Origin of the sequence: Oricola indica, from assembly GCF_019966595.1 — a bacterium.
In the GTDB taxonomy this organism is placed as follows: Bacteria; Pseudomonadota; Alphaproteobacteria; order Rhizobiales; family Rhizobiaceae; genus Oricola; species Oricola indica.
This window is the reverse complement of the sequence record NZ_JAINFJ010000001.1, coordinates 1,061,103-1,085,248: the sequence shown is the minus strand read 5'-3', so window position 1 is coordinate 1,085,248 and position 24,146 is coordinate 1,061,103. Positions and strand designations below refer to the sequence as shown.

The window sequence follows — 24,146 nt, the reverse complement described above, 5'->3', positions numbered from 1 at the left end:
GTGGCGGTGATCTAATGTCCGCCCGGAGACATATCGCCGCGTTCTTCCATCTGGCGATAGAAGTCGCGCAGCGTCTTGCCGCGTTCGGGACGGAAGGTTTCCGGCAGCGTCTCGACATCGCGGACGCGGTCGACGCGGAACATGCGGAAATCCTCGCGGAGCAGGCACCAGCCGACGAACAGCCAGCGCCCGCCCCAGAACCAGAGGCCGAGCGGGCGGATGGAGCGGCTGGTGGTGCGGTCTTCCGCGTCGACATAGGCGAAACGGATGACGTTTTTCGATTCCGCCGCGCGCTCCACCACGTCGAGATTTGCGCGTACGCTGTCGGGCAACAGGAAAGTCGGCGCGTGGATCTCTGTCGAGTGCAGGCGTGCGCGCTCGGCATCGGGAAGGACCGCCTCGATCTTGATGAGCGCTTCTTCCGCAGCACGCGCCAGGGTGGCTCCGCCCCAGGCCTTCACGAGGCGGGCGCCTGCCACGAGCGCGACGATCTCGTCACGCGAAAACATCAATGGCGGCAGGTCGAAGCCTTCGCGCATGATGTATCCGACACCGGCCTCACCGTCGATGGGAACCCCTGTCGACTGGAGGTCGGCAATGTCGCGATAGATCGTGCGTTCGGAGACTTCGAGCTTGTCGGCGAGTTTTTTCGCCGTGACGAGCCGGCCGCCCCTCAGGTGCTGTACGATCTGGAAGAGGCGGTCGGCGCGTCGCATGGTCGTCAGGCCGCCCTGAACAGTCCGATGGAGTTTCCGTCGGGGTCCGTCGCATAGAAGAAGCTGCCGGCGGGGATGTCGATCGCCGGCGACAGCACTTCGCCACCCGATGCCTTCACCCGTCCCATCGCGTCGTCGAGCGATCCGTCGATCGCGAGGTGGATCGTGTTGCCGGTTCCGGCTTCGGAGGGTTTGCCCGGATAGAGATGTCCGGACACGCCTAAGTCGGCCATGGAGGAGAACATGACCATCGGGTTGGGGCCATCGTCGTTGCGGGTCATCGTGATGGACAGCACTTCCTCGTAGAAGCGCTTGGAAGCGTCGAGATCGGTAACCGGGATCTCGAACCAGACTGCTGTATTCCGGGGTGCGTCGGACATGGCCGTTTCCTTTCAAAGATTGGCTGACGACCCGAATGTGTCATACCCCTCCTGACATCATTCTGTCAGGAGGGAAATGTCCGACAGTCCGGCTTACTCCTCTTCGGGCACCGGCACCGTGTAATTGAGCGCGAGGCGTCCGCCATCTGCGTAGATCGTCTGGCCCGTGATGTAGCCGGCGTCGTCGGAGGCGAGGAAGGAAACGGTCGAAGCGATTTCCGCCGTCTCGCCGATGCGCAGAAGCGGGGTCCTGGACAGGATGCGATTGCGCGCTTCCGGGTCATCATTCACCGAGGACAGCATCTCGGTCATGATCGAGCCCGGGCCGACGGCGTTGACCCGGATGCCGTAAGGCGCAAGCGACATGGCCATGACCTTCGTCAACTGGTTCACGCCGCCCTTGGAGACGCAATAGGGCACCTGATTGGGGATCGCGACGGCGCCGTTGATCGACGACATGTTGACGATGGCGCCGGCGGGGCCGCTATTCTTGACCTTTTCCACCATCAGGCGCGCGGCAGCCTGTCCGCACAGGAACTGTCCCTTGATGTTGACGCGCATCACGCGGTCGAAATCCTCTTCCGTGATATCGAGGAAATCCGCGCCATGCACGATACCGGCATTATTGACCAGGATGTCGACGTCGCCGAAGACGTCGAGCACGGAGGCCATGAGGTTGTGGACGCTGAGGCGGTCGCCGACATCGACGCCGATGGACCGGACATCGCCCAGGTCGGACAGTTCCTCGGCCGCGGCCGCACCCTTTTTCTCGTCTATGTCGGCAAGCATCACCCGCACGCCGTCGCTCAACAGTCGCTTGACGATCGCGTATCCGATTCCCTGCGCGCCGCCGGTGACGATCGCGATCTTTCCGTCGAGTGCCATGATAGTCTCCTGTTTCTTTCAGGCAGACCTAACGCTTCCGGCGGCAAATGGAAATGCTGCGGCCGCGCGAGGCGGACGCTCGTTCTCATGAGTCAGAAATACTCTCTCAGGCAGCGGCCAGGCCTACCTTGCGTTCCCTGAGCACTTCGCCGATTTCGTCGAGGATAGCCGGGTCGTCGATGGTGGCCGGCATCTTCCAGTCCTCGCCGTCGGCGATCTTCTGCATGGTTCCGCGCAGAATCTTGCCGGAGCGGGTTTTCGGCAAACGGTTGACGGTGAGTGCGATCTTGAAGGCGGCGACAGGGCCAATTTCGTCACGCACCAGCTTGACGACTTCTTTCTCGATCTCCTCGGCCGGACGGTCGACACCCGAATTGAGGACCAGGAAACCGGCCGGCAACTGCCCCTTGAGGCTGTCGGCGATGCCGATGACGGCACATTCCGCGACATCCGGATGACCCGCGATGACTTCCTCCATCGCCCCGGTCGATAGGCGGTGGCCGGCGACATTGATGATGTCGTCGGTGCGCGCCATGATGAAGAGGTAGCCGTCCTCGTCCATGTAGCCGGCGTCCGATGTCTTGTAATAACCGGGGAACTCGTCGAGATAGGCCGCGCGGAACCGGTCGTCGGCATTCCAGAGCGTCGGAAGGCAGGACGGCGGCAGCGGCAGCTTCACCACGATATTACCAAGCGTCCCGGCGGGCACCGGATGTCCCGCATCGTCGATGATCTGGACATCGTAACCGGGCATCGCGACCGTCGGAGAGCCGATCTTGACCGGCAGTTCGCCGAGACCGAGCGGATTGCCGGCGATGGCCCAGCCGGTTTCGGTCTGCCACCAGTGGTCGATGACCGGCACCTTCAACTTCTCCTGTGCCCATTTGATCGTGTCGGGATCGGCGCGTTCGCCGGCCAAAAACAGCGAGCGAAGGCTCGACATGTCGTAGTTCGGGATCAGTGCGCCCTTGGAATCTTCCTTCTTGATGGCGCGGAAGGCGGTCGGCGCGGTGAAGAGCGACGAAACGCCGTGTTCCTGGATCACGCGCCAGAAGGTTCCGGCGTCGGGTGTGCCGACGGGCTTGCCCTCGAAGACGATGGTCGTCGCGCCGATCAGAAGCGGTGCGTAGACGATGTAGGAATGCCCGACGACCCAGCCGACGTCGGACGCGGCCCAGAAGACCTCGCCGGGTTCGATGGCGTAGAGCGCCCGCATGGAGTAGCTCAAAGCGACCATGTGCCCGCCATTGTCACGCACCACGCCCTTGGGCTGACCCGTCGTGCCGGAGGTGTAAAGGATGTAGAGCGGGTCCGTCGCCGCGACGGGGACACAGGGGACCTTGGTCTCGCCTTCCATATGCGCCCAGACGGCTGCGGCGTAATCGGTGTCGCGGCCCGGTTCGAGATCGTAGGGATGCTCCTCGCGTTCCAGTACGAGGCAGTGATCGGGCTTGAACTTCGCCTGGGCGATGGCCGCGTCGAGCAGGGGCTTGTAGGGCACCTGCCGTGATGGCTCGATGCCGCAGGACGCAGCGACGACAACCTTCGGATGACAATCGTCGATGCGGGTGGCGAGTTCGTGCGCCGCGAAGCCGCCGAAGACGACGGAATGGATTGCGCCGAGGCGGGCGACCGCCAGCATGGAGAAGACGGCTTCCGGGATCATCGGCATGTAGATCAGGACCCGGTCGCCCTTCTCGACACCGAGATCACGCAGGACCGCGGCAAGTGCCTCGACCTCTTTCAGGACTTCGCCATAGGTGAACTTGCGCTGCTTGCCGGTGATCGGACTATCATAGATGACCGCGGCCTGGTCGCCTCGCCCTGCTTCGACATGGCGGTCGACAGCATTGTGGCAGGTGTTGCACTCGGCACCGGCGAACCAGCGGCCATAGACGCCGTCTTCCGGATCGAAGACTTTGTCCCACGGCTTGAACCAGTCTATGGCCTCGGCCTGCTTTTCCCAGAACAGGCCCGGATCTTTCTTCCAGTCGTCATAGACGGCTTGATAGCTGGACGTATTGCTCATGGCGTTACTCCTCCCGCGTGCAAGAGCCCCCGTTCCGGCTTCCCCTCTGGAACGCGGTTTCCTCGTGCCAGAACGGATGCTATTCGTCCATTTGACTAACGCCTAAGCTGATCGGTGCATGAGCGCGACAATTGCGCACAGCCCGCAACCCGAGCCGAACGGATAATCTCTTGGTCAAACTGCTATCAGTATTCGTCGTGCTGGCGATGATTGTCCAGATCATCAAGCCACTGGGCGTGCCGGGACTACGACGACGCAGCGATTTCTGGAAGCTGCCCCTGGCGGGTCTGTTCGCGATCGTCCTGATCAGCGCCCTGCAACTTTAGCGGCGCGGGGGAGGGGCGTTCGGGGACCAGGTACTGCGCCAGATGTTCCGCCCAACTGCGATATCCGGCCGGCCCGGCATGAAACCCGTCCCGGGCGAAACCCTGCGGGCCGTGGATCGGCACCGGATCGGCCATCACGGCCCCGCGCTCGTTGCACAGGCGGGCGCCCATGGCGTTTATGAGTCCGGCGCGAATCTGGAGAATGCGGCCGAGCGCCGGGGGAAGCGCCGGAATGCGGGTCATGTCGGCAACCGGCGACCAGACGATGCGCGCGTCGGGAAAGCGTGCACGCACGGCATAGAGCAGTGTGCCGAACTCGCGCTTGAAGCGGCGGATGACGTGAAAGTTCTTCATGTCGTTCGTGCCGATCGCCAGGACGACATGGGTGAAGTCGCGATCCTCGACATGTGGAATGACGTGATCACGCAGATCGCCTGAAGTCGCCGAGTTCGCGCCGGCCGCGCGCCAGCGCACGGGTCGGCCCGAGCGCTGGTTCAGCGTGCGCGCGATATTGAAGGCCAGCGTGTCATCGAGACGCGTCATGCCGACGCCGGCAACGGAGGAGTCGCCCGCAACCAGGATGGATATCTCATCACCCTTGCCGTCGAACCGTCCTTCATGGGGGACTTCGGCGGGGTGCAGGCGTTCGATCCGCAGGCGGACCGAGATGCCCTGCCAGACATAGACGGGGAACGCGACCCAGCTGAAAAGCGCCTTTGAGACCATGCGGCGAAAGATCCGAAAATGAGATACCCGTGGCACCTAACGGCGCCACGGGCATTATTTAGAGACGTTGCGCGTCTCAGCAATATGACAGGGCTGCGAAAGTCAGCCGGCCCGCGAGGCTTCGAAGATGCTGTCGATCGCGTCGGCGAGCATCGCATCGAATTCCGCGTCGCTCTGGTCGGCGGACAGACCTTCGCTCAGTGCCCGCGAGAAGCTGGCGATCATGCCGGTGTTCTGAGCCAGTTTCTCGTTCGCCTCATCGCGCGAATAACCGCCGGAGAGCGCGACGACCCGCATGACACGTGGATCGTCGATGAGCGGCTTGTAGAGGTTGGGCTTGGTCGGCAGGCTCAGCTTGAGCATGACCTGCTTGCCTTCCGGAACGCCGTCGAGGTGCTTCTTGATCTCGGCCAGCAGGATGTCCTCGGCCTCTGCCTTGTCGTCGATCGAGATCGTGACTTCCGGCTCGATGATCGGGACGAGGCCATGCGACAGGATCTGGCGTCCCACCTCGAATTGCTGGTCGACGATCGCCGCGATGCCTTTCGGATTTGCCGCATCGATCACCGAGCGCATCTTGGTGCCGAATACGCCTTTGGCGACCGCACGCTCCAGCAGGGCGTCGAGATCCGGCATCGGCTTCATCAGCTTCACGCCGTCCGCCGCGTCGGCAAGGCCTTTGTCCACCTTCAGGAACGGTACGACACTGCGGTTCTCCCACAGATACTGCGCCGTCGGCACGCCGTCGATTTCGCGGTCCATGGTCTGTTCGAACAGGATGGCGCCCATCACCTTGTCACCGGTGAAGGCGGGCGATTTGATAATCCGCGAGCGCATCTGGTGGATGAGGTCGAACATCTCGTCTTCGTTCGAATAAGCGCTTTCCGAAACGCCGTAGAGTTTCAGCGCCTTCGGTGTCGAACCGCCCGATTGGTCCAGCGCCGCGATAAAGCCGTCCTTGTTCGCGACCTGCGCTGCCATATCCGATTGCGTCATTCGTATCTCCCGAGGTTGGTCAAGGTCCGAAGCGCGCGGCGCGTGCCGGCGCTTAAATTGTCAGGCCGGGCCTTAGCAAAGGGCCATCCTGGAAGGAATATCACAGGCCTCGGCCTAAACCGATTAAAATAGTTCAATCGTTTAAAATAGCCTGAAAAGCTGATCCGTGATGGGTCTCCGCGTGTCGCTTTTGGCTTCAGGCAGAGAGCGCGGCGACGCCAGGCAATTCCTTGCCTTCCATCCATTCGAGGAAGGCGCCGCCCGCAGTCGAGACGTAGGTGAACTTGTCCGCCACGCCCGCGTGATTGAGTGCCGCGACCGTGTCGCCGCCACCCGCGACGGAAACAAGTTTGCCGGCCACGGTCTGCTCGGCGGCGAACCGCGCGGCAGCGACGGTCGCCGCGTCGAACGGCTCGATCTCGAAAGCGCCGAGCGGGCCGTTCCAGACCAGCGTCGCGGCGTGGTCGATCCAGCCGTTGATCTTCTCGACGGTCGCCGGACCGGCATCGAGGATCATGGCGTCGGCGGGCACGTTCTCGATATCGACGGTTTCGCTGTCCGCTCCGGCCTTGAACTCGCGCGCGACAACACCATCGACGGGCAGCACGATGGCGCAGCCCGCGGAGGCAGCTTCCGACATGATCGCGTTTGCGGTGTCCGCGAGATCGTGTTCGCACAGCGACTTGCCGACTTCGACGCCCTTGGCCGCGAGAAAGGTGTTGGCCATGCCGCCGCCGATCACCAGCGCGTCCACCTTTTTGACGAGGTTCTGCAGGAGATCGATCTTGGTCGAGACCTTGGCGCCGCCGACAATGGCGACGACGGGCTTGGCAGGCGCGCCAAGGCCCTTCTCAAGCGCCTCGAGTTCGGCCTGCATGGAGCGGCCGGCATAGGCGGGAAGCAGCCATGCAAGGCCCTCGGTCGAAGCATGGGCCCGGTGCGCCGCCGAGAAGGCGTCGTTGACATACATGTCGCCATTGGCGGCCATCGCCTTGGCGAGGTCCGGATCGTTCTTTTCCTCGCCGGGGTGGAAGCGGGTGTTTTCAAGGAGGAGGACATCGCCGCTCGTCATCTCGTCGATTTCCTTCTTCGCGGCTTCGCCGATGCAGTCGGAGGCGAAATCGACACGGTGATCGAGTTCCTCTTCCAGTGCCTGCGCCACCGGGCTCAGCGACATCTCCTCGACGACCTTTCCCTTCGGCCGGCCGAAATGGGCGAGCAGAATGACCTTTCCGCCCCTGCGGGACAGTTCGGAGATGGTCGGAACGACACGTTCGATGCGTGTCCGGTCGGTCACGACACCATCGGCCATCGGCACGTTGAGATCGACACGCACCAGCACGCGTTTGCCGCCGATTTCCTGCGGCATGTCGTCAAGTGTCTTGAACTGCGTCATAAACGGAACTCCTCTGTCGTACCGCCATGCCTACAGCCGGCGGCTGTCACGTTCAAGCGGGCTGAATGTCACTGGTCGCCGGCACCGCTTTCATCATTATCGGTGTTGTCATCCGAATTGCTCTTCCTGCGCCACCGGGATTTGAACAGGAAGGACATCAGCTCCCGGAAACTGAGAAAAACCGGAATGTTGGGCCTGGTCTTCGGTTCCAGAGAAAGACCCGCGGCCACCACGTTTCCGTGTTCGTCGATATCGCGCACGATCAGCTCTACAGGACCAATGACCGTGCGATCCGCATAATCGGCACGACCGCCAAGGCGCGCGCGCAGCAGCGCATCGATGGTTCCCGCGCCTTCCTGCTCGTCCAGTTCGAACCCGTAATTGGCGCCCAGTTCGGCGGCGGGGCGCGTGGGGTCGATGGTGAAAACCCCGAAGAAGTCGGCATCGTCGCTGTTTACGGGTTTCGGCTGGGCGAACAGCCGGTCGAGCAGTTCGGGATAGCCGGACGGCACGAAGAGGTAGACATAATCGTTGGGGCGCAGCCGGCCCGCATACTGGTAGCGCATGGATTTGCCATCGCGGACCACGAGGGAAGGCCGCGCCCAGCGCGGAATGCGCCCGCCGGTGACGATCGGGCTGTTGTCGACGACACGATACACCAGCAATTCGTGCGAGACGGAGCCGGGAAGTTCGAGTTCCAGTTTCTCGATCGCGCCCATGCGTGGGGGCACGACGAGACCGAGGCGTCTTGCGAGAGGATTGATCGTCCAGCCCTGCACGAGAAGCGAGATCATGACGATGATGAAAGCCGTGTTGAAGAACAGCATTCCGTTCCCGATCTGGCCGATGAACGGAAGGATCGCCAACAGGATGGATACCGCGCCGCGCAACCCGACCCAGGATACAAAGGCCGTTTCTTCCGGCTGGAACCGATACGGGGCGAGACAGAGCCAGACCGCGAGCGGGCGGGCGACAAGGATCAGGAAAAGCCCCAATGCGATGGCGGGCAGGGCAATCGCGCCAAATTGCGAAGGTGTGGCGAGGAGACCCAGAACCAGGAACATGAGGATCTGGGACAGCCAGGTCATGCCGTCCTGGAAGCGCCGTATCGAAGCGGCCGCGCGCATTTGCCGATTTCCGGCATAGAGACCGGCGACATAGACGGCAAGGAAGCCGGAGCCGCCGAGCGCACCAGTCAGCGAAAAGATCAGAAGCGCGAGAGCAATGACGAAAATCGGTGTCAGCCCGCGTTCGAGTTTCAGGCGATTGACGAGGGCGACGATAACGAGGCCGCCAAGATAACCTATCACGAGACCAAGGGCGAGTTGCAGCAGGAAGCCGGCGGCCACCTGCACGCCGAATTCCTCGATGGCCTTGCCGGACGCCACAATCTCGACGAGCGTAATCGTGAGGAAAACGGCCATCGGATCGTTGGATCCGGACTCGATTTCCAGTGTCGAACGCACCTTGTCGCGTATCGATATTCCGCCAACCCGCAACAGGAAGAAAACCGCTGCCGCATCCGTGGAACTCACGACCGCTCCGAGCAGCATGGCTTCAAGCCAGGGAAGGCCGATGACGAAATGGGCGGCCGCACCGAAAAACAGGGTTGTCAGCAGGACGCCGAGCGTTGCCAGCGTCAGCGCCGGGGCGGCGGCATTTCGGAAGGATTGAAGCGAGGTGCCGAAACCGGAGTCGAACAGGATGACGGCGAGGGCGAGCGATCCGACGAAATAGGCGACCGGCGCGTTGTCGAAATCGATGCCCAGTCCGTCGACACCGGCGATCAGTCCGATACCGAGGAAGAGCAACAGCAGCGGCGTGCCGAAACGAAAGGCGAGAAGGCTGGAAAACGCTGCGGCAAGAACCAGCACGGTGCCGACAAGGATCACAAGGTACATTGTCTCGATCATCGACACGTCGCCTTCATTTCGTGCGACGCGCATGTGTCGTCGACGAGGGAGTGGGCGTTCGAACGCGAACTGACGAGATCGATCGATCCGATGGCGGGGTCCTCGCTACCAGGGTGGGAAGGTTGTCCTCAAAGGATATATGGCCGTCGACCCGCGAAACAAATCCCAAAAAACCGGGAAACCGCCGGCTGACAGCTTCAATCGCCGGATTTCCGGTCAGGGTCGATCATGCAACCGCGCCGGATGCACCGCAGCTTCCACCAGACGCCGAGCGCGACAAGTGCGATCAGGATGATCGTGGCGAGATTGGGCATGCGCGTTCCCGTCTAGCCAATGTCCCCGTCATCGTCCGGCGGCCGCGCATACCAGTGGGTGCCCGCGCCACTTTCGCTCGAGCCGGGCAGGTCGCGGTCGACGGTGCGACGGAACCGTCTGGACATGAAAAAGCCGGCCGCGCCGATCAGGATCGCGATCGCGATGAAGATCAGCGGGCCGGCTTGCATCGGGTCGTCAGGCTCAGATCAGCTTGCCCATGGCGACGGCGGTGTCGCCCATGCGGTTGGAGAAGCCCCATTCGTTGTCGTACCACGACAGGACGGACACCAGCGTGCCGTCCATGACCTTCGTCTGATCCATATGGAAGATCGACGAATGCGGGTCGTGGTTGAAGTCGATGGAAACGTTCTTTTCCGTCGTGTAGCCGAGGATGCCCTTGAGCGGGCCTTCGGCGGCGGCCTTGATCGCGGCGTTGATCTCGTCGACGGAGGTTGCGTTCTTCGCGATGAACTTCAGGTCGACGACCGAGACGTTCGGTGTGGGCACGCGCATGGCGAAGCCGTCGAGCTTGCCATTGAGCTCCGGCAGCACAAGGCCGACGGCCTTGGCGGCGCCGGTTGAGGTCGGGATCATCGACATCGCGGCGGCGCGGCCGCGGTAGAGATCCTTGTGCATCGTGTCCAGCGTCGGCTGGTCACCGGTATAGGAGTGGATCGTCGTCATCATGCCCTTTTCGATGCCGATGGCGTCGTTGAGGACCTTGGCGACGGGCGCAAGGCAGTTGGTCGTGCAGGACGCGTTGGAGACGACGAGGTCGTCCTTCGTCAGGACGTCGTGGTTGACGCCGTAAACGACGGTCTTGTCCGCACCGGCGGCCGGAGCGGAAACCAGCACGCGTTTCGCACCGGCTTCGAGATGCAGCGACGCCTTTTCCTTGGCGGTGAAGATGCCGGTGCACTCCATCACGATGTCGATGTCGAGGTCACCCCAGGGCAGTGCTTTCGGATCGCGTTCGGCGAAGACCTTGAAGCTGTCGCCACCCTCGATGTGGATCGTGTCACCCTTCACCTCGACGGCTTTCGGGAACCTTCCGTGCACGGAGTCGTAGCGCATCAGGTGAGCGTTGGTTTCCACCGGACCGAGGTCGTTGATGGCGACGACATCGATATCCTTGCGGCCGGATTCGTAGATGGCGCGAACGACGTTGCGGCCGATGCGGCCAAATCCGTTGATGGCGACTTTCACAGTCATGCGATTTCCTCCATGAGTGGTAGGGCGACTTTACTGGTGTTGGTGTCCGTCGTGAATGCGGGTTTCGGCCGCATCGACGACTGCTTCGGGTGTAATGCCGAAATGGGCATAAAGCTCCTTGTACGGGCCGGACGCGCCGAAGGAATCCATGCCGATAAACGCACCGTCATGGCCGATGATCCCGTCCCAGCCCTGGCGGATGCCGGCTTCGACGGCAATGCGAACCTTGGCCGATCCGATGATCGCCTCGCGATACTCGGCTGACTGCGCGAGGAAAAGGTCCATGCAAGGCACCGATACCACACGGGTCGGATGTCCGTTTGCCTCGAGCGCCGATTTCGCGGCAAGCGCGATCTCGACCTCCGAACCGGACGCAAAGATCGATACGACGGCATCGTCGCTGGCCGGCGCGAGTTCGTAGGCGCCGCGCGCGCTGCGATTGTCGGCCGAATATTCCGTGCGTGCGGCGGCGAGGTTCTGTCGGGTCAGGGCAAGCGTCGAGGGTGCTGTATCGCTGGCGAGCGCCAGTTCCCAGCACTCTGCCGTCTCCATCGCGTCCGCCGGGCGGTAGACCATGTGATTGGGAATGGCGCGAAGGGCCGCGAGATGTTCGACCGGCTGGTGGGTCGGTCCGTCTTCGCCGAGACCGATCGAGTCATGCGTCATGACGAAGATGGAACGAATACCCATCAGAGATGCCAGGCGCATCGCGGGACGCGCATAGTCCGAGAACACCAGGAAGGTGCCGCCATAGGGGATCAGTCCGCCATGCAGCGCGATTCCGTTCATCGCGGCGGCCATGCCGTGCTCGCGGATACCGTAGTGGATGTAGCGGCCGGAGAAATCATCCGGCGTCACATTCGCGGTCTGGCTGGTCTTGGTGTTGTTGGACCCTGTCAGGTCGGCCGATCCGCCCAGCGTTTCGGGCACGGCCGCGTTGATGACTTCCAGCGTGTTTTCCGAGGATTTGCGCGTGGCGAGCGTCGGCCGGTCGGCGGCGAGCTTCTTCTTGTAGGCTTCCATGGCGGTTTCGAGACCGGCGGGAAGGTCGCCGCGCATCCGGCGTTCGAACTCGCCGCGAAGCGTCGCGTCGGCATCGGCGAGGCGATCCTGCCAGGCGATGCGCTGTTTGCCGGCGGTCAGGCCGACGACACGCCAGTCGTCGAGGATCTCGGAAGGAACATCGAAGGGTTCGGCGGTCCAGCCAAGCGCTTCGCGCGCGCCGGCGATTTCCTCGGCGCCGAGCGGCGAGCCATGCGCCTTGGAGGTGCCGGCCTTGTTCGGCGCGCCGAAACCGATCGTGGTGCGGCAAGCGATCAGCGTCGGTGCATCGGAAGACCGCGCGCGCTCGATCGCCGAAGCAATGGCGTCAGGGTCGTGACCGTCGATGGAGATGGTTTCCCAGCCGGATGCTTCGAAACGGGCCTGCTGGTCGGTGGAATCGGAAAGCGACACCTTGCCGTCGATGGAAATGCCATTGTCGTCCCAGAAGACGATCAGCTTGGAAAGCTTGAGGTGGCCGGCAAGCGTCAGCGCTTCCTGGCTGATGCCTTCCATGAGGCAGCCGTCGCCCGCGAGAACATAGGTGTAGTGATCGACAAGCTCTTCGCCGAATTCGGCGGCCAGCTTTCGCTCGGCGAGCGCCATGCCGACGGCATTCGCGAGGCCCTGGCCAAGCGGACCGGTCGTCGTCTCGATACCCGCTGCATGTCCGTATTCCGGGTGTCCGGCGGTCTTAGAACCGAGCTGGCGGAAATTCCTGATCTCGTCGATAGTGATGTCCTCATAGCCGAGGAGATAGAGCAGCGAGTAGAGCAGCATCGATCCGTGCCCGGCCGACAGCACGAAGCGGTCGCGGTCCGGCCATTGCGGGTTCATCGGATCAAATTTCATGAATTTCGAAAACAGAACCGTCGCGATGTCGGCCGCTCCCATGGGGAGGCCCGGGTGTCCGGAGTTCGCGGCTTCCACGGCGTCCATGGAAAGAAAGCGGATCGCATTCGCCATCCGGTCGTGTTTTTCACGTGAGGTCATGGGTTTTCCTGTTGGCGTCGGCCGGTAAAAGCTTGTCACACCGGCTTCCCGGAACGAAATCGCGCGACACATAGCAGTTCGCCGGAACGAGTCAACAAACCGGAGCCCTTGCCCCCGGGCCGCGTGATCGCGGTTCGTTCTGTCCTGTGGGTTAGCGCTGACGGCATTTGAAAAGGCGTCGCGAAGCGGCTACCTTTATGCACTGCCTTATGGCTTCCACATAAGGCCCTCAAATGCAAAGGCGTTCGCCTTGGCGGGGAGATTGAGAGTAATCCGGCATGGCATCTGAACAGACGCTCTCGGAAGTTTTAAACCGGCTCGACAAGGCGGTCTTGTCGCTGGAAGACGCGGTGGACCGCCAGGTCGAAGTCCGCGAAAATTACCGCGATGCGGAGGAGGAAGTGCAGCGCATGAACTCCGATCGCGGTCGGCTCGCGGGTGAACTGGACGTATCGGAAGCGCGCGCCGAGCGTTTGGAAGATGTCAACAAAGAGGTCTCGCGTCGGCTCGTCACCGCGATGGAGACCATTCGCGCGGTCCTCGACCGGTAATCGCACCGGCACTGCACAGAAAGTTCCCAGTTCCATGTCCCAAGTTACAGTCAGCATCGACGGTAAGGCCTATCGGATGGCATGCGATCCCGGTCAGGAGGAGCATCTCCAGGATCTCGCCGGACGCTTCGACCAGTATGTCGGCCACCTCAAGAAATCCTTCGGCGAAATCGGAGACCAGCGTCTCACCGTGATGGCGAGCATCATGGTGATGGACGAACTCGTCGAACTCCAGAAACGCGTGACCGGGCTCGAGGCGGAGATGGAATCGCTGCGGCGCACCCGCGACGAGGCGCTTCAGCGCGCCGACAGCGTTGACGACATCCTCAAGGAGCGCCTGTTGTCGGTTGCCGGCAAGATCGAGTCGGTGGCAACGAAATTGGCCTGACGGGTACTGGTGTTCGTCGAGGCTTAGACCTATATCGAAATTTCGGCCGACTGCGCTTCTCGGCAGGAAACAATTTCCCCGGGGCCTTACGCATCTCTAGGGAGCTGTCCCTGACCGAGCTCGTGGGCTCGGATATACGGCGCCCACCTACAAAAGTAGGTTCCCGGGATGCCGCTTTCCACCGGTTGTTGTGGTCGGACCGAATACTCATCCAACGGCGAATGGCGGGGCCGTGGCGCTTTCTCCCTCAGAGCTGAAGAAATCGATCCGTCGCGAGTGTCTCGCGCGGCGCGATGCGCTGCCGATTGATGCCAGGATCGAAATGAGCCTCGCCATGGCCGAGCATGGCGCGGACATCGTGTTCGAACCCGGTTCGGTCGTTTCCGGCTTCTGGCCAATTCGCTCGGAAGCCGACATCAGGCCGCTGTTGTTCGCGATGCGCGAAAGAGGCGCGAGGCTCTGCCTGCCGGTCGTTCTGGATCGGGAGACAATCGTGTTCCGCGACCTGGTGCGTGGCGCGCAAATGGTCGATACAGGCTTCGGGACCGCGGGACCGGGTGAAGAGGCGGAGATTCTCGATCCCGCGCTCATGCTGGTTCCCCTGTCGGCTTTCGACAGCAATGGCAACCGGATCGGCTATGGCGCGGGACATTATGACCGGGCGATCGCGCGTCTGCGGTCCATGGGGCGGGCGCCCGAACTGGTCGGCGTGGCCTTCTCGTGCCAGGAGGTCGACGCGGTTCCGGCCGAACCGCACGACGTGCCACTCGGCGCGATCCTCACGGAAACGGGCTTGCGCCGTTTCGACAGGCACGGATAGGTATCCGCATGAGACTTCTATTTCTTGGCGACATGGTCGGCCGATCCGGCCGCAACGCGGTTTACGAGCGGCTTCCCGGTCTGATCTCCGATCACAAGCTGGATTTCGTCATCGTCAATGGCGAGAACGCCGCCGGCGGTTTCGGTATCACCGAAGCGATCCTCACCGATACACTGGACGCCGGTGCCGACGTCGTGACCACGGGCAATCATGCATGGGATCAGCGCGAGGCGCTGGTCTTCGCCGACAGGCACGCACAGTTTCTCCGACCGGCGAACTTTCCGAAGGGCACGCCCGGCAAGGGCATGGGCGTTTACGAGGCGAGGAACGGCGCGCGGGTGATGGTGTCAAACGTCATGGGCCGCGTGTTCATGGCACCCGATCTCGACGATCCATTCGCCTGCGCCGAGGAGCAGCTTGCAGGCGGGGGGCTCGGCTCGGAGTTCGATGCGGTCGTGTTCGATTTCCACGCCGAGGCGACGTCGGAGAAAATATGTTTCGGCCATTTCGTCGATGGACGGGCGAGCCTCGTGGTCGGGACGCATACGCACACGCCGACCGCCGATCACCAGATCCTGTCAGGAGGCACGGCCTACCTTTCGGATGCGGGCATGTGCGGCGACTATGATTCCTCGCTCGGCATGGACAAGGAAGAACCGCTCAACCGGTTCCTGTCGAAAATCCCCAAGGGCCGTTTCGAGGCAGCGAGCGGTCCGGCGACGATATGCGGCGTCGCCGTGGAGATATCAGACCGTACGGGGCTTGCCGAAAAGGTCGCCCCGCTTCGTATCGGGCCGCGGCTGGCCGAGGCGTTCCCCGACTGGTGGTAGGCGTCGGAAACCGGCCGCTCAGCGGCGGTTGAACGGGAAGTCGTCGTCGAACGGGAAGAGCGGCTTGACCCTCTCGCAATTGTATACGACGCAGCGCGGATTGTCCTTTGCCGGCACGGTATGCGCGACATGGCGCTCTCCGATCGGACATTGCCGGTTCGGGCTCTCGTAGCGATCGTAGAGGAAGTAGTTTGCGACGCGCGTCGACGGGTAGCGCACGACGGCCGAACCGTCGCGGATGATTGTCCGCTGGACGGTGGCGCAGGTGTTGAGATCGGCGCGGATCCGGGTCACGGCCCCGGCCTGGGCGGTCAGCGCCAGCGACAGGCCAAAGGCGAGCGCGAGGCGGATGCGATGTTTCGTGTTCATGGCTGTTCCTCGAAGGATGAGGCTATCCCCTGAAGGACAAATTGGACGGAACCATGATGGTCGGGCGTTTCGGAAGGTCGCGGATGGTGACGGTGATCGAATTGCCTTCCAGATACTCTATCGCGAATTCCTGGCTCATCTGCTGCAGATAGTTTTGCAGGTAGGTGCCGCGCAGATGCATCGGCAGGACGATGGAGGAGCGCAGGCGGTTGGTGATTTCCGCCATGCCCGAATGTGACAGGGTCAGACCGCCGTCCACGGGCACCATCACGATGTCGAGCCGTCCGATTTCCGCGTAGTGGGCCTCGGTGAGCTGGTGATGGAGATGGCCGAGATGTCCGATGCACAGGCCCCCCGTCTCGAAGATGAAGATCGAATTGGCGTCGGGCACCATACCGCCCTCCCAGGAGCGGATGTCGGTCGTCACGTTGCGCACATAGACGTCATCGACCACGACGTGATGTTCTGCCGGCTCCGGCCCCGCCGGGTTCCAGCCGGGCAGCACATATTCGATCCCCGGATCGGGATTGAGCGTGTAGTGCGAGGAATGCGCCCGGTTCATGGTGACGATGCGGGGCAGCGGGTTCGCTCCGTAGAAACCGGAAAAGTCGGTCGCGATCGTTATGCCGGTTGGTGTCTCGATGCGGTAGGTGGAATGCCCCTCGAACGAGATCGTCACCGCTTCGCTCATCGCCAGCGGATTTTCGGAAGCCTCGGCCGAGGCGAAGATGATTTTCGGGACACCCGGCGGGATCGCGCGGGCAATGGCGAGGCACTGGCTGACCGGCTGTCCGTCTCCAGACCCTTGCGCGAGGGCGGGAGGCAACGCGGCTGCGAGACAGGCGGCTACGGCTACGATCAGCATGGTCAGGTGGCGCATGGCGAACTCCCTCGACTACATAGAAGAGTTTAGGCGTCGTCTCGCGAATATCCAGTCACAACCGCTTTAACACCGATTTGCTTCGCTTCCCGCGTTCGCATCTTTGCGTTCAATCATCAGGATTTCTTGGGGTTAAAGTGCCTCTGGCGCCGGGCGCGGCTTGCCGCGCCCGGTCCCGGATTCGTGCCAGGACGTGCATGGCCGAAACGGACTAGAAAGTGACCTTGTAGCCCGCCTGGAATGTGCGACCCGGTCCGGTCTGGAGTTCGATTGGATCGGTGAGCGCGGCACCGGCCGGATCGGCCACGGTATCGTAGCGCGACGCGGCATCCTGGAAGTAACGCTGGTCGAAGACGTTCTGGACACCGAAGCGGAATTCCGAATTTTCGGTCGGGTTCCATTTCGCATAGAGGTCGAGCAGGCCGTAACCGCCGGGTTTGAATGCGTCCTCGCTCGAGGTGCGGGTCACCGGTGCGACAAGCGTCGTCACGGCATCGAGTGTCAGGTCGTATTCCGGCATCGTGTAGCTGAGCCCGATCACGCCCTTGAGCGGGGGCGCGGTGTAAGGCCTCCAGGCATCGCCGGGTTCGTCCTGCTGCTTTCCCTCCTGCCATGTCAGCGAGAGATCGGCGCGCAGCTTGTCCGTAACGTCCCATGCGGCGGCGGCCTCGACGCCATACATCTGCACCGAGGACAGATTGTGGTAGGTGATGTCGAAGAAGGTTCCCGGAACGAAGTAGAAGCTCTGGATGAAATCCGTGTACTCCGCATAGAAGGCGGTGACGGAGAAATACCCCCTGTCGAATTCGCCGCGCACGCCGAATTCGTAGTTGTCGACAGATTCAGGGCGAAGATCCGGCGCCGGTATCAGGTCGAAGTTCGGACCGGGCAGGGAGGTGTAGAGCTGCTGGGCGGTGGGCATCTTGAAGCCCTGGTTGAAGGCGGCATAGACCGAGTATTCCTCGGTCAGATGATAATTTGCTCCGATCGCGAAGAGTGTCGTCCCCCTTTCGACCGGAACGGGTTCGGAACCCGGTACTTCCTGATAATCGGCGTCCGGGCGCGGATCGAGATTGTAGTAGGCGTAGCGCAGGCCCGGCGTGATTTCGAGGCGTTCGTCGAACAGTGCGATCTGGTCCTGAATGAAGAAGTCAGCTCGAAATGTCGTAGCGTTGGCGAAGTTGAAGCCGCCGCCGCGCTCTTCGGTCTCGGTGTCCGTGTCCAGATTGTAGGCGGTGTCGATGCGCTGATAGTCGGTCAGCGTTCTGTCGCCATCGAAGCCCCAGGTCACTGTGTGTCCGATGCCGCCCGTGTCGAACCGGGAAGTCAATTGGATGTCGAGTTCGAAGAAATCCTCGTCATATGAGAGGTAGTCTTCCGCAATCACGTCCTCGCCACCGGCGGTTTCCATGAATTCCGTGCCGGTGCGCTCATAACCGTTCGGAGTGTAGGCGAGCGACCATCTGACGTTGTCGACCAGCGGCGCGCCGACATGCCATTCGTGTTCGATTGCGAAGTGTGCGCGATAGAGATCGAGATCGCGATCGTAGTCGAACGTGGTCTCGCCGGTGGGGACCAGATCGTTGTCGTAGCGGGGCCCGAGAACCTGATCGAACTGAACACCGGTCCTGCGGCGCATATATTCCGCTGTGAGTTCGAACCGATGGTCGCCATTCGGCGTGTAGACCGCCTTGGCGAGGCCGCGATAGTTCTTCTTGTCGGTCGGATCCAGTTCGTTACACGGCGTCGCGCCGAGGCTGACATTTCGCGGGCACCCGTAGATACCGCCATCCGCGCGGGCATTCGAAAGGGTCGCCTCGTTCGAGGCGGTGTAGGACACACCGCCAAGGATGCTCAGATCCGGGCCGAGTTCCTGCGCATAGGTGAGCGCGGTGTTGAACTCGTTGTCGAAGCTGTCATAGCCGAACTCGATCGAACCACCCTTCGTCTTTCCGTCCATAAGGACGTCTTCAGGGTCGATGGTTTCCAGCGCCACGATGCCGCCGAGCGCGTCGGCACCCCACAAGACCGATCCCGGGCCGCGCACGATATCGGCCTGCCTGGTGAAGTTGAAGTCGAGATAGTCCCGCGTGCCGTCTATAATCCCTTCGGGAACGCGCGAGCCGTCAACGAGCATCTGGACACGGTTGCCGCCGACGCCTCGAATCCGGAACCCGCCGAAGGTGTTGAAAGGATCCGTTCCGGATGTCTGGCGGTTGACCGTTACGCCCGGTTCGTAGCGGACGAGTTCCTGCATGTCGGTGATGAAGCGGTCGTCGATGACTTCGCCGTCGATCACGGTGATGTTGGCGGGCACGTCGAGCGGCTTGGTTGCCTGTCTGTTTCCGAAGATCGTGATCTTGTCGAGGATGACGACATCGCCGTTTTGCGTTGCGGTCTCGGCGACCGCTTGATCGTCGGTCTCCGTCTCTTCCTGCGCCAATGCGCCGTGAAGACCGATAAGGAAAGTCGTGCTCGCCAGAACGGCGCGCAGGCACATGCGTGACATGTGTAGCCCCCGTGAAATATGTTTCGCTTTTTTCTGAGGTCTGGCTGACGCGAGCCGCTAGGGGGCGCGAACTGGCTGGATGACGGTTTTCCTAAATATCATGATAAAAATTGTCAACTTTTATCGCCATTTTGCCGAAGCGAGATTATCCCGCTGGTGACATTGGGATTTCATCCCGCTGGACGATGCGCCCGAACTTTCATATAAGCCGCGCAATTTCCAAAGCTTTGAGACCACAGGGGAGACCATGGCCGGTCATTCGAAATTCAAGAACATCATGCATCGCAAGGGGCGTGCCGACGCTGCCCGTTCGAAACTGTTTTCGCGTCTCTCTAAGGAAATCACCGTTGCGGTGAAGATGGGTGGCGGAACGACCGATCCGGACATGAACCCGCGGCTTCGACTTGCTGTCCAGAACGCCAAGGGCCAGTCGATGCCGAAGGACAACATCCAGCGCGCCATCAACAAGGGCTCGGGCGGCGACGGCGAGGACTACAAGGAGATGCGCTATGAGGGCTACGGTCCGGGCGGCGTCGCGGTCATCGTCGAGGCCCTGACCGACAATCTCAACCGCTCCGCGTCCAATATCCGCGCCTGTTTCTCGAAGAATGGCGGTTCGCTGGGTGAAACCGGTTCGGTCTCCTTCATGTTCGACCGTGTTGGCGAGATTGTCTACAAGCCGGATGCTGGCGACGCGGACGCGATCATGGAAGCGGCCATCGAAGCCGGGGCGGAAGATGTCGAAACCGACGAGGACGGCCACACGATCACCTGCGCCTTCGAGGATATCGGCTCGGTGTCGTCGGCACTGGAAGAAGCGCTGGGCGAGGCCGAATCCGTCAATGTCATCTGGAAGCCGCAGAACCGCACGCCCGTCGACGAGGACAAGGCTTCGACCTTGATGAAGCTGCTCGACGCACTCGACGAGGATGATGACGTGCAGAATGTTTACTCCAACGAGGATATCGCCGAAGACGTGATGGAAAAGCTCTCCGCCTGATCGTCCGGCCGCCCGTGAGCGGGCAGCGGGTGTATTCGGGTCAGGGGCGCAGACCGTCGAGGGCGGGCAGCGTCAGGATGGCGGCGGCGGCGACGATCGTCAGCGCGATGCGCTTGTAGGTCGCCTCGCTGGAAAAGCCGAACAGGCGCGCACCGATCATCAGGCCGGCGAGATAAACCGGGGCGTAAAGTGCGCCCTGGGTGACGGCCTGCCTCGTCACGAGATCGGCGAGGAACAGGCCGGTCGCCGAAATGACCGACGTGATCGCGAAAAAGATGATCAGGTTGGCACGTACGAAGCCGGCGCCGGTTCTCAGCGCCATCCAGTAGAGAATGACCGGCGGGCCGGCGATCGCCGCCGCGCTGCCGAGAAAGCCCGAAATGCCGCCGACGGCGAGCCGCACCGGCACGTTTCGCGGGCCGTGATAGTACCAGCCAGACCAGAGAAGCGCGACGGCGACGAAGATCACTGCCGACATGAACCAGCGCAGCGTGTCCGTATCGCCGGTTTTCAGGAACCAGATGCCAAGCGGCATGAGCAGCGCGTAGCCGACGGCGACGGGCGCCAGCTCGCGCAATTTCACCTTCTTCACGGCTCCGACGATGAGCGGGATCATCGGCAGCGAGTCGATGACCAGCAGGATGACGATGGCGACTTTCGGACCGAAGGTCATCGCGCCGACTGGGCCGACGATCATGCCTGTGCCGAAGCCGGAAAATCCGCGCACGATCCCCGCGACAGCGACAGCGGCCATCAGCACGAAGAAGCTCGCGTCGAGCGGTATGCCCAGAACGGTCACGGTGAATTTCCCGGAGAGAAGAGACGCGAGACCTCTCGCATGCCGGAAGACCAAGGGCAAGATGTGTGTTTTGTTTTCTTTTTGTTCACATAAGCCGTGGCACAGGCTAACGTGACCGCGGAGATGGATATGGGACAGGCGATTCGCATAATCGGGATCGATCCGGGCTTGCGCCGGACAGGTTGGGGCATCGTCGAGAGCCTCGGCAACAGCTTGCGCTTCGTCGCTTCGGGCACGATCCGTTCCAACGACAAGGCGGATCTGGCGTCCAGGCTTTGCCAGTTGCATGACGGGCTTGCCGATATCCTCCACGCGCATGCGCCGGAAGAGGCGGCGGTCGAGCAGACCTTCGTCAACAAGGATGCTGCTGCGACACTGAAACTCGGACAGGCGCGTGGAATCGCCATGCTGGTCCCGGCACGCGCCGGCCTTGTGGTGGCGGAATATGCGCCGAATGCCGTCAAGAAGGCGGTGATCGGAGTAGGCCATGGCGACAAGAAGCAGATCAGCATGATGGTCAGGGTTCTGATGCCGAAGGCGACGTTCGACACGGATGACGCGGCGGACGCGCTCGCCATCGCCATCTGCCATTCGCATCACCGCATGAGCGCGGTACATCAGGCGAGGCTCGCGACCGCATGATCGGGAAACTCAAGGGCACCGTAGACGAGGTCGGCGAGGATCACGCGATCATCGACGTGCACGGTGTGGGCTACATCGCCTTTTGCCCGATGCGCACGCTCTCGGGACTGCGCGAGGGCGAGGCGGCGGTGCTTCATATCGAGACCTATGTTCGCGAGGACATGATTAGGCTCTACGGCTTCGCGACGCATCTGGAACGGGAATGGTTCCGGCTCCTGCAAAGCGTGCAGGGCGTCGGCGCGAAGGTGGCGCTCGCCGTTCTCTCGACGCTGTCTCCCTCCGATCTCGCCAATGCAATCGCGTTGCAGGACAAGGCGATGGTGGCGCGCGCGCCCGGGATCGGCCCGAAGGTGGCTCAGCGCATCGTCTCGGAGCTGAAGAACAAGGCACCGGCATTCGCCGGGGATGCGACCGGCACGATCGGGCTGAAACAGGAACTGGGCGAGGGGGTTGCGAGCGGGCCGGTCTCCGATGCCGTTTCGGCGCTATCCAATCTCGGTTACAGCCGCGACCAGGCCGCGAATGCCGTCGCCGTGGCGATGAGAGAAGCGGGAGACGGCGCCGACAGCGCGAAGCTGATCAGGCTCGGTCTCAAGGAGTTGTCGAAGTGATCCCGTCTTGCCTCGAGCGGTTACGGGTGCGATTGACATCGCATGAATGACCAATCCCGCCTCATATCGCCGGAAAAGCGCGGCGAGGATGTCGATGTCGCGCTTCGACCGCAGACGCTGGACGATTTCACCGGCCAGAAGGCGGCGCGCGCCAATCTGAAAGTCTTCATCGAGGCGGCGCGCGGGCGCGGCGAAGCGCTGGACCATGTGCTGTTCGTCGGTCCGCCCGGTCTCGGCAAGACCACGCTTGCGCAGATCATGGCGAAGGAACTCGGCGTCAATTTCCGCGCCACTTCCGGGCCTGTCATCGCCAAGGCGGGAGACCTCGCGGCACTGCTCACAAATCTGGAGGAGCGCGACGTTCTGTTTATCGACGAGATTCATCGTCTCAACCCGGCAGTGGAAGAGATCCTCTACCCGGCGATGGAGGATTTTCAGCTCGACCTGATCATCGGCGAGGGGCCGGCTGCGCGATCGGTCAAGATCGATCTTGCGAAATTCACGCTTGTCGCGGCGACCACGCGGCTGGGACTGCTGACGACGCCGTTGCGCGACAGGTTCGGCATTCCGGTGCGGCTCGATTTCTACACAACCGATGAACTGGAGACGATCGTGCGGCGTGGGGCGCGAATCATGGGGCTTGCCGTGAGCGACGACGGTGCGCGGGAGGTCGCGAAACGCGCCCGCGGCACGCCACGCATCGCGGGCCGGCTTCTGCGCCGTGTGCGCGATTTCGCCGACGTGGCGAAGGCCAGCGAGGTCACGCGCGAAATTGCCGACGAGGCGCTGACCCGGCTCGATGTCGACGCGATCGGGCTCGACATGCTCGACCGGCGCTACCTGACGATGATCGCCAGGAACTTCGGCGGTGGCCCGGTCGGTATCGAAACGATTTCTGCGGCGCTGTCGGAGCCCCGCGACGCGATCGAGGACATCATTGAGCCATTCCTGATCCAGCAGGGCTTCATTCAGCGCACGCCGCGCGGCCGTCTTCTGACCGCGAATGCGTGGAAGCATCTCGGCATGGACGCGCCGAAGGACCTCGCCGCCATGCAGTCGAACCTGTTTGGCGAGGATGACTGAGGCTTGAAGAAGATCGGATTGATCGGCGGGCTGAGCTGGGTTTCGACGGCGGATTATTATCGGCGGCTGAACGAGATGATGCAGGAACGGATGGGTGGCGTCACCTCTCCACGTATCGCGCTCGAAAGCATCAATCGTCAAGCCTATGTCGATGCGGTTATCGACCGAAAGGAAGAGGACGCGGCCTGCGCCATCATCCTGGACGCCGCGCGGAGCGTTGAACGGGCCGGCGCGGACTTCATCATGATCTGCTGTAACGACGCGCATCGTTTCGTGCCGCGGATTGCACCCGAAATCGCGATTCCGTTTCTGCACATAGCCGAGGCAACCGCCCGCGCGATCGAGGAGAAAGGGCTGAAAAGCGTCTCACTTCTCGGAGTCCGCAAGACGATGGAGGAGCCGTTTTATCCCGACATTCTCGGCCGCCACGGGATCGCGACGATCGTTCCGGATGAGGCCGGGAAGACCTTCGTGCACGATTCCATCTATGGGGAACTTGTCAGGGACATTTTCCGGCCGGAAACGAAGGCGCGGTATATCGAGTTGATCGCCGATCTGACGGCGAAAGGATCGCAGGGTACGATCCTCGGCTGTACGGAAATCCCGATGCTGATCGGTGCTGAAGACGTCGCGACACCCGTCTTTTCGACCACTGAAATCCATTGTCGCGCGGGGATCGACATGGCCCTGGCGGCTTGAAGCCGGGGTTGCGCCTTAGACCGAAATCGTCGAGAGA

At 62.2% G+C, this 24,146-nt stretch carries 23 protein-coding genes, 1 other RNA gene and 1 pseudogene; 10 read left to right on the top strand and 15 right to left on the bottom strand.

Annotated elements, in window-relative coordinates:
- Positions 1-11 precede the first annotated feature (11 nt).
- The 11 genes and pseudogenes from LC343_RS05200 to tkt form a co-directional block, all read right to left on the bottom strand.
- A complete protein-coding gene (locus LC343_RS05200) occupies positions 12-716 on the bottom strand; it encodes a helix-turn-helix transcriptional regulator (RefSeq protein WP_223476014.1) in 705 nt (234 codons plus the stop codon).
- Between the two features lie 5 nt (positions 717-721).
- On the bottom strand, positions 722-1,096 hold the full coding sequence (locus LC343_RS05195; RefSeq protein ID WP_223476013.1) for a VOC family protein: 375 nt from the start codon (positions 1,094-1,096) through the stop codon (positions 722-724).
- A 93-nt stretch (positions 1,097-1,189) separates the two neighbouring features.
- The gene (locus LC343_RS05190; RefSeq protein ID WP_223476012.1) at positions 1,190-1,981 is read right to left on the bottom strand and encodes an SDR family NAD(P)-dependent oxidoreductase; all 792 of its coding nucleotides are present in this window, start codon (positions 1,979-1,981) and stop codon (positions 1,190-1,192) included.
- 106 nt (positions 1,982-2,087) lie between these two features.
- Complete coding sequence (locus LC343_RS05185) at positions 2,088-4,010, bottom strand: propionyl-CoA synthetase (protein WP_223476011.1); 1,923 nt, start codon at positions 4,008-4,010, stop codon at positions 2,088-2,090.
- A 377-nt stretch (positions 4,011-4,387) separates the two neighbouring features.
- A pseudogene (locus tag LC343_RS05180) lies at positions 4,388-5,062 on the bottom strand (SGNH/GDSL hydrolase family protein); the annotation flags it as partial.
- Positions 5,063-5,164: 102 nt separating this feature from the next.
- Complete coding sequence (locus LC343_RS05175; RefSeq protein WP_223476009.1) at positions 5,165-6,058, bottom strand: fructose bisphosphate aldolase; 894 nt, start codon at positions 6,056-6,058, stop codon at positions 5,165-5,167.
- Between the two features lie 196 nt (positions 6,059-6,254).
- Complete coding sequence (locus LC343_RS05170; protein WP_223476008.1) at positions 6,255-7,454, bottom strand: phosphoglycerate kinase; 1,200 nt, start codon at positions 7,452-7,454, stop codon at positions 6,255-6,257.
- 68 nt (positions 7,455-7,522) lie between these two features.
- Positions 7,523-9,364 (bottom strand): potassium/proton antiporter, encoded by a 1,842-nt coding sequence (locus tag LC343_RS05165; RefSeq protein WP_223476119.1) that lies wholly within the window; start codon positions 9,362-9,364, stop codon positions 7,523-7,525.
- Between the two features lie 329 nt (positions 9,365-9,693).
- Complete coding sequence (locus tag LC343_RS05160; protein WP_223476007.1) at positions 9,694-9,870, bottom strand: hypothetical protein; 177 nt, start codon at positions 9,868-9,870, stop codon at positions 9,694-9,696.
- 13 nt (positions 9,871-9,883) lie between these two features.
- Positions 9,884-10,894 carry a type I glyceraldehyde-3-phosphate dehydrogenase gene (gene gap, locus LC343_RS05155; protein WP_223476006.1) on the bottom strand — a complete coding sequence of 337 codons (1,011 nt, stop codon included), beginning with the start codon at positions 10,892-10,894 and terminating at the stop codon, positions 9,884-9,886.
- Positions 10,895-10,924: 30 nt separating this feature from the next.
- Positions 10,925-12,928: a transketolase gene (gene tkt / locus LC343_RS05150; RefSeq protein ID WP_223476005.1), complete on the bottom strand. Its 2,004-nt coding sequence runs from the start codon at positions 12,926-12,928 to the stop codon at positions 10,925-10,927.
- A 278-nt stretch (positions 12,929-13,206) separates the two neighbouring features.
- Here tkt and LC343_RS05145 point away from each other — a divergent pair, with 278 nt between their 5' ends.
- From LC343_RS05145 to LC343_RS05125, 5 genes are all read left to right on the top strand, one after another.
- A complete protein-coding gene (locus LC343_RS05145; protein WP_223476004.1) occupies positions 13,207-13,479 on the top strand; it encodes a DUF4164 domain-containing protein in 273 nt (90 codons plus the stop codon).
- A gap of 34 nt (positions 13,480-13,513) precedes the next feature.
- The gene (locus LC343_RS05140) at positions 13,514-13,867 is read left to right on the top strand and encodes a cell division protein ZapA (protein ID WP_223476003.1); all 354 of its coding nucleotides are present in this window, start codon (positions 13,514-13,516) and stop codon (positions 13,865-13,867) included.
- Positions 13,868-13,911: 44 nt separating this feature from the next.
- A non-coding RNA gene (ssrS, locus tag LC343_RS05135) (6S RNA) lies at positions 13,912-14,068 on the top strand.
- A 31-nt stretch (positions 14,069-14,099) separates the two neighbouring features.
- A complete protein-coding gene (locus tag LC343_RS05130) occupies positions 14,100-14,687 on the top strand; it encodes a 5-formyltetrahydrofolate cyclo-ligase (protein WP_223476002.1) in 588 nt (195 codons plus the stop codon).
- Positions 14,688-14,695: 8 nt separating this feature from the next.
- Positions 14,696-15,517, top strand: coding sequence for a TIGR00282 family metallophosphoesterase (locus tag LC343_RS05125; protein ID WP_223476001.1), 822 nt, complete (start codon positions 14,696-14,698; stop codon positions 15,515-15,517).
- Between the two features lie 18 nt (positions 15,518-15,535).
- Here LC343_RS05125 and LC343_RS05120 read toward each other — a convergent pair whose 3' ends face one another.
- The 3 genes from LC343_RS05120 to LC343_RS05110 form a co-directional block, all read right to left on the bottom strand.
- Complete coding sequence (locus LC343_RS05120) at positions 15,536-15,886, bottom strand: hypothetical protein (RefSeq protein ID WP_223476000.1); 351 nt, start codon at positions 15,884-15,886, stop codon at positions 15,536-15,538.
- 22 nt (positions 15,887-15,908) lie between these two features.
- Complete coding sequence (locus tag LC343_RS05115) at positions 15,909-16,766, bottom strand: MBL fold metallo-hydrolase (RefSeq protein WP_223475999.1); 858 nt, start codon at positions 16,764-16,766, stop codon at positions 15,909-15,911.
- A gap of 211 nt (positions 16,767-16,977) precedes the next feature.
- On the bottom strand, positions 16,978-19,275 hold the full coding sequence (locus LC343_RS05110) for a TonB-dependent hemoglobin/transferrin/lactoferrin family receptor (protein WP_223475998.1): 2,298 nt from the start codon (positions 19,273-19,275) through the stop codon (positions 16,978-16,980).
- Between the two features lie 247 nt (positions 19,276-19,522).
- On the opposite strand from LC343_RS05110, the gene LC343_RS05105 reads away from it, so the two are divergent.
- On the top strand, positions 19,523-20,275 hold the full coding sequence (locus tag LC343_RS05105; protein WP_223475997.1) for a YebC/PmpR family DNA-binding transcriptional regulator: 753 nt from the start codon (positions 19,523-19,525) through the stop codon (positions 20,273-20,275).
- A 40-nt stretch (positions 20,276-20,315) separates the two neighbouring features.
- Here LC343_RS05105 and LC343_RS05100 read toward each other — a convergent pair whose 3' ends face one another.
- Positions 20,316-21,074 (bottom strand): TSUP family transporter, encoded by a 759-nt coding sequence (locus LC343_RS05100; protein ID WP_223475996.1) that lies wholly within the window; start codon positions 21,072-21,074, stop codon positions 20,316-20,318.
- Positions 21,075-21,203: 129 nt separating this feature from the next.
- Between LC343_RS05100 and ruvC the strand changes: the two genes are divergently transcribed.
- From ruvC to LC343_RS05080, 4 genes are read left to right on the top strand one after another with little or no spacing between them, the layout of a single operon-like run.
- Positions 21,204-21,716 (top strand): crossover junction endodeoxyribonuclease RuvC, encoded by a 513-nt coding sequence (gene ruvC, locus LC343_RS05095; protein WP_223475995.1) that lies wholly within the window; start codon positions 21,204-21,206, stop codon positions 21,714-21,716.
- Positions 21,713-22,327 (top strand): Holliday junction branch migration protein RuvA, encoded by a 615-nt coding sequence (gene ruvA, locus LC343_RS05090; protein WP_223475994.1) that lies wholly within the window; start codon positions 21,713-21,715, stop codon positions 22,325-22,327. Before ruvC ends, ruvA begins: the two co-directional genes overlap by 4 nt.
- Before the next feature lie 42 nt (positions 22,328-22,369).
- A complete protein-coding gene (gene ruvB, locus LC343_RS05085) occupies positions 22,370-23,410 on the top strand; it encodes a Holliday junction branch migration DNA helicase RuvB (protein WP_223475993.1) in 1,041 nt (346 codons plus the stop codon).
- A 3-nt stretch (positions 23,411-23,413) separates the two neighbouring features.
- Complete coding sequence (locus tag LC343_RS05080; RefSeq protein WP_223475992.1) at positions 23,414-24,109, top strand: aspartate/glutamate racemase family protein; 696 nt, start codon at positions 23,414-23,416, stop codon at positions 24,107-24,109.
- The last annotated feature ends 37 nt before the right edge of the window (positions 24,110-24,146 follow it).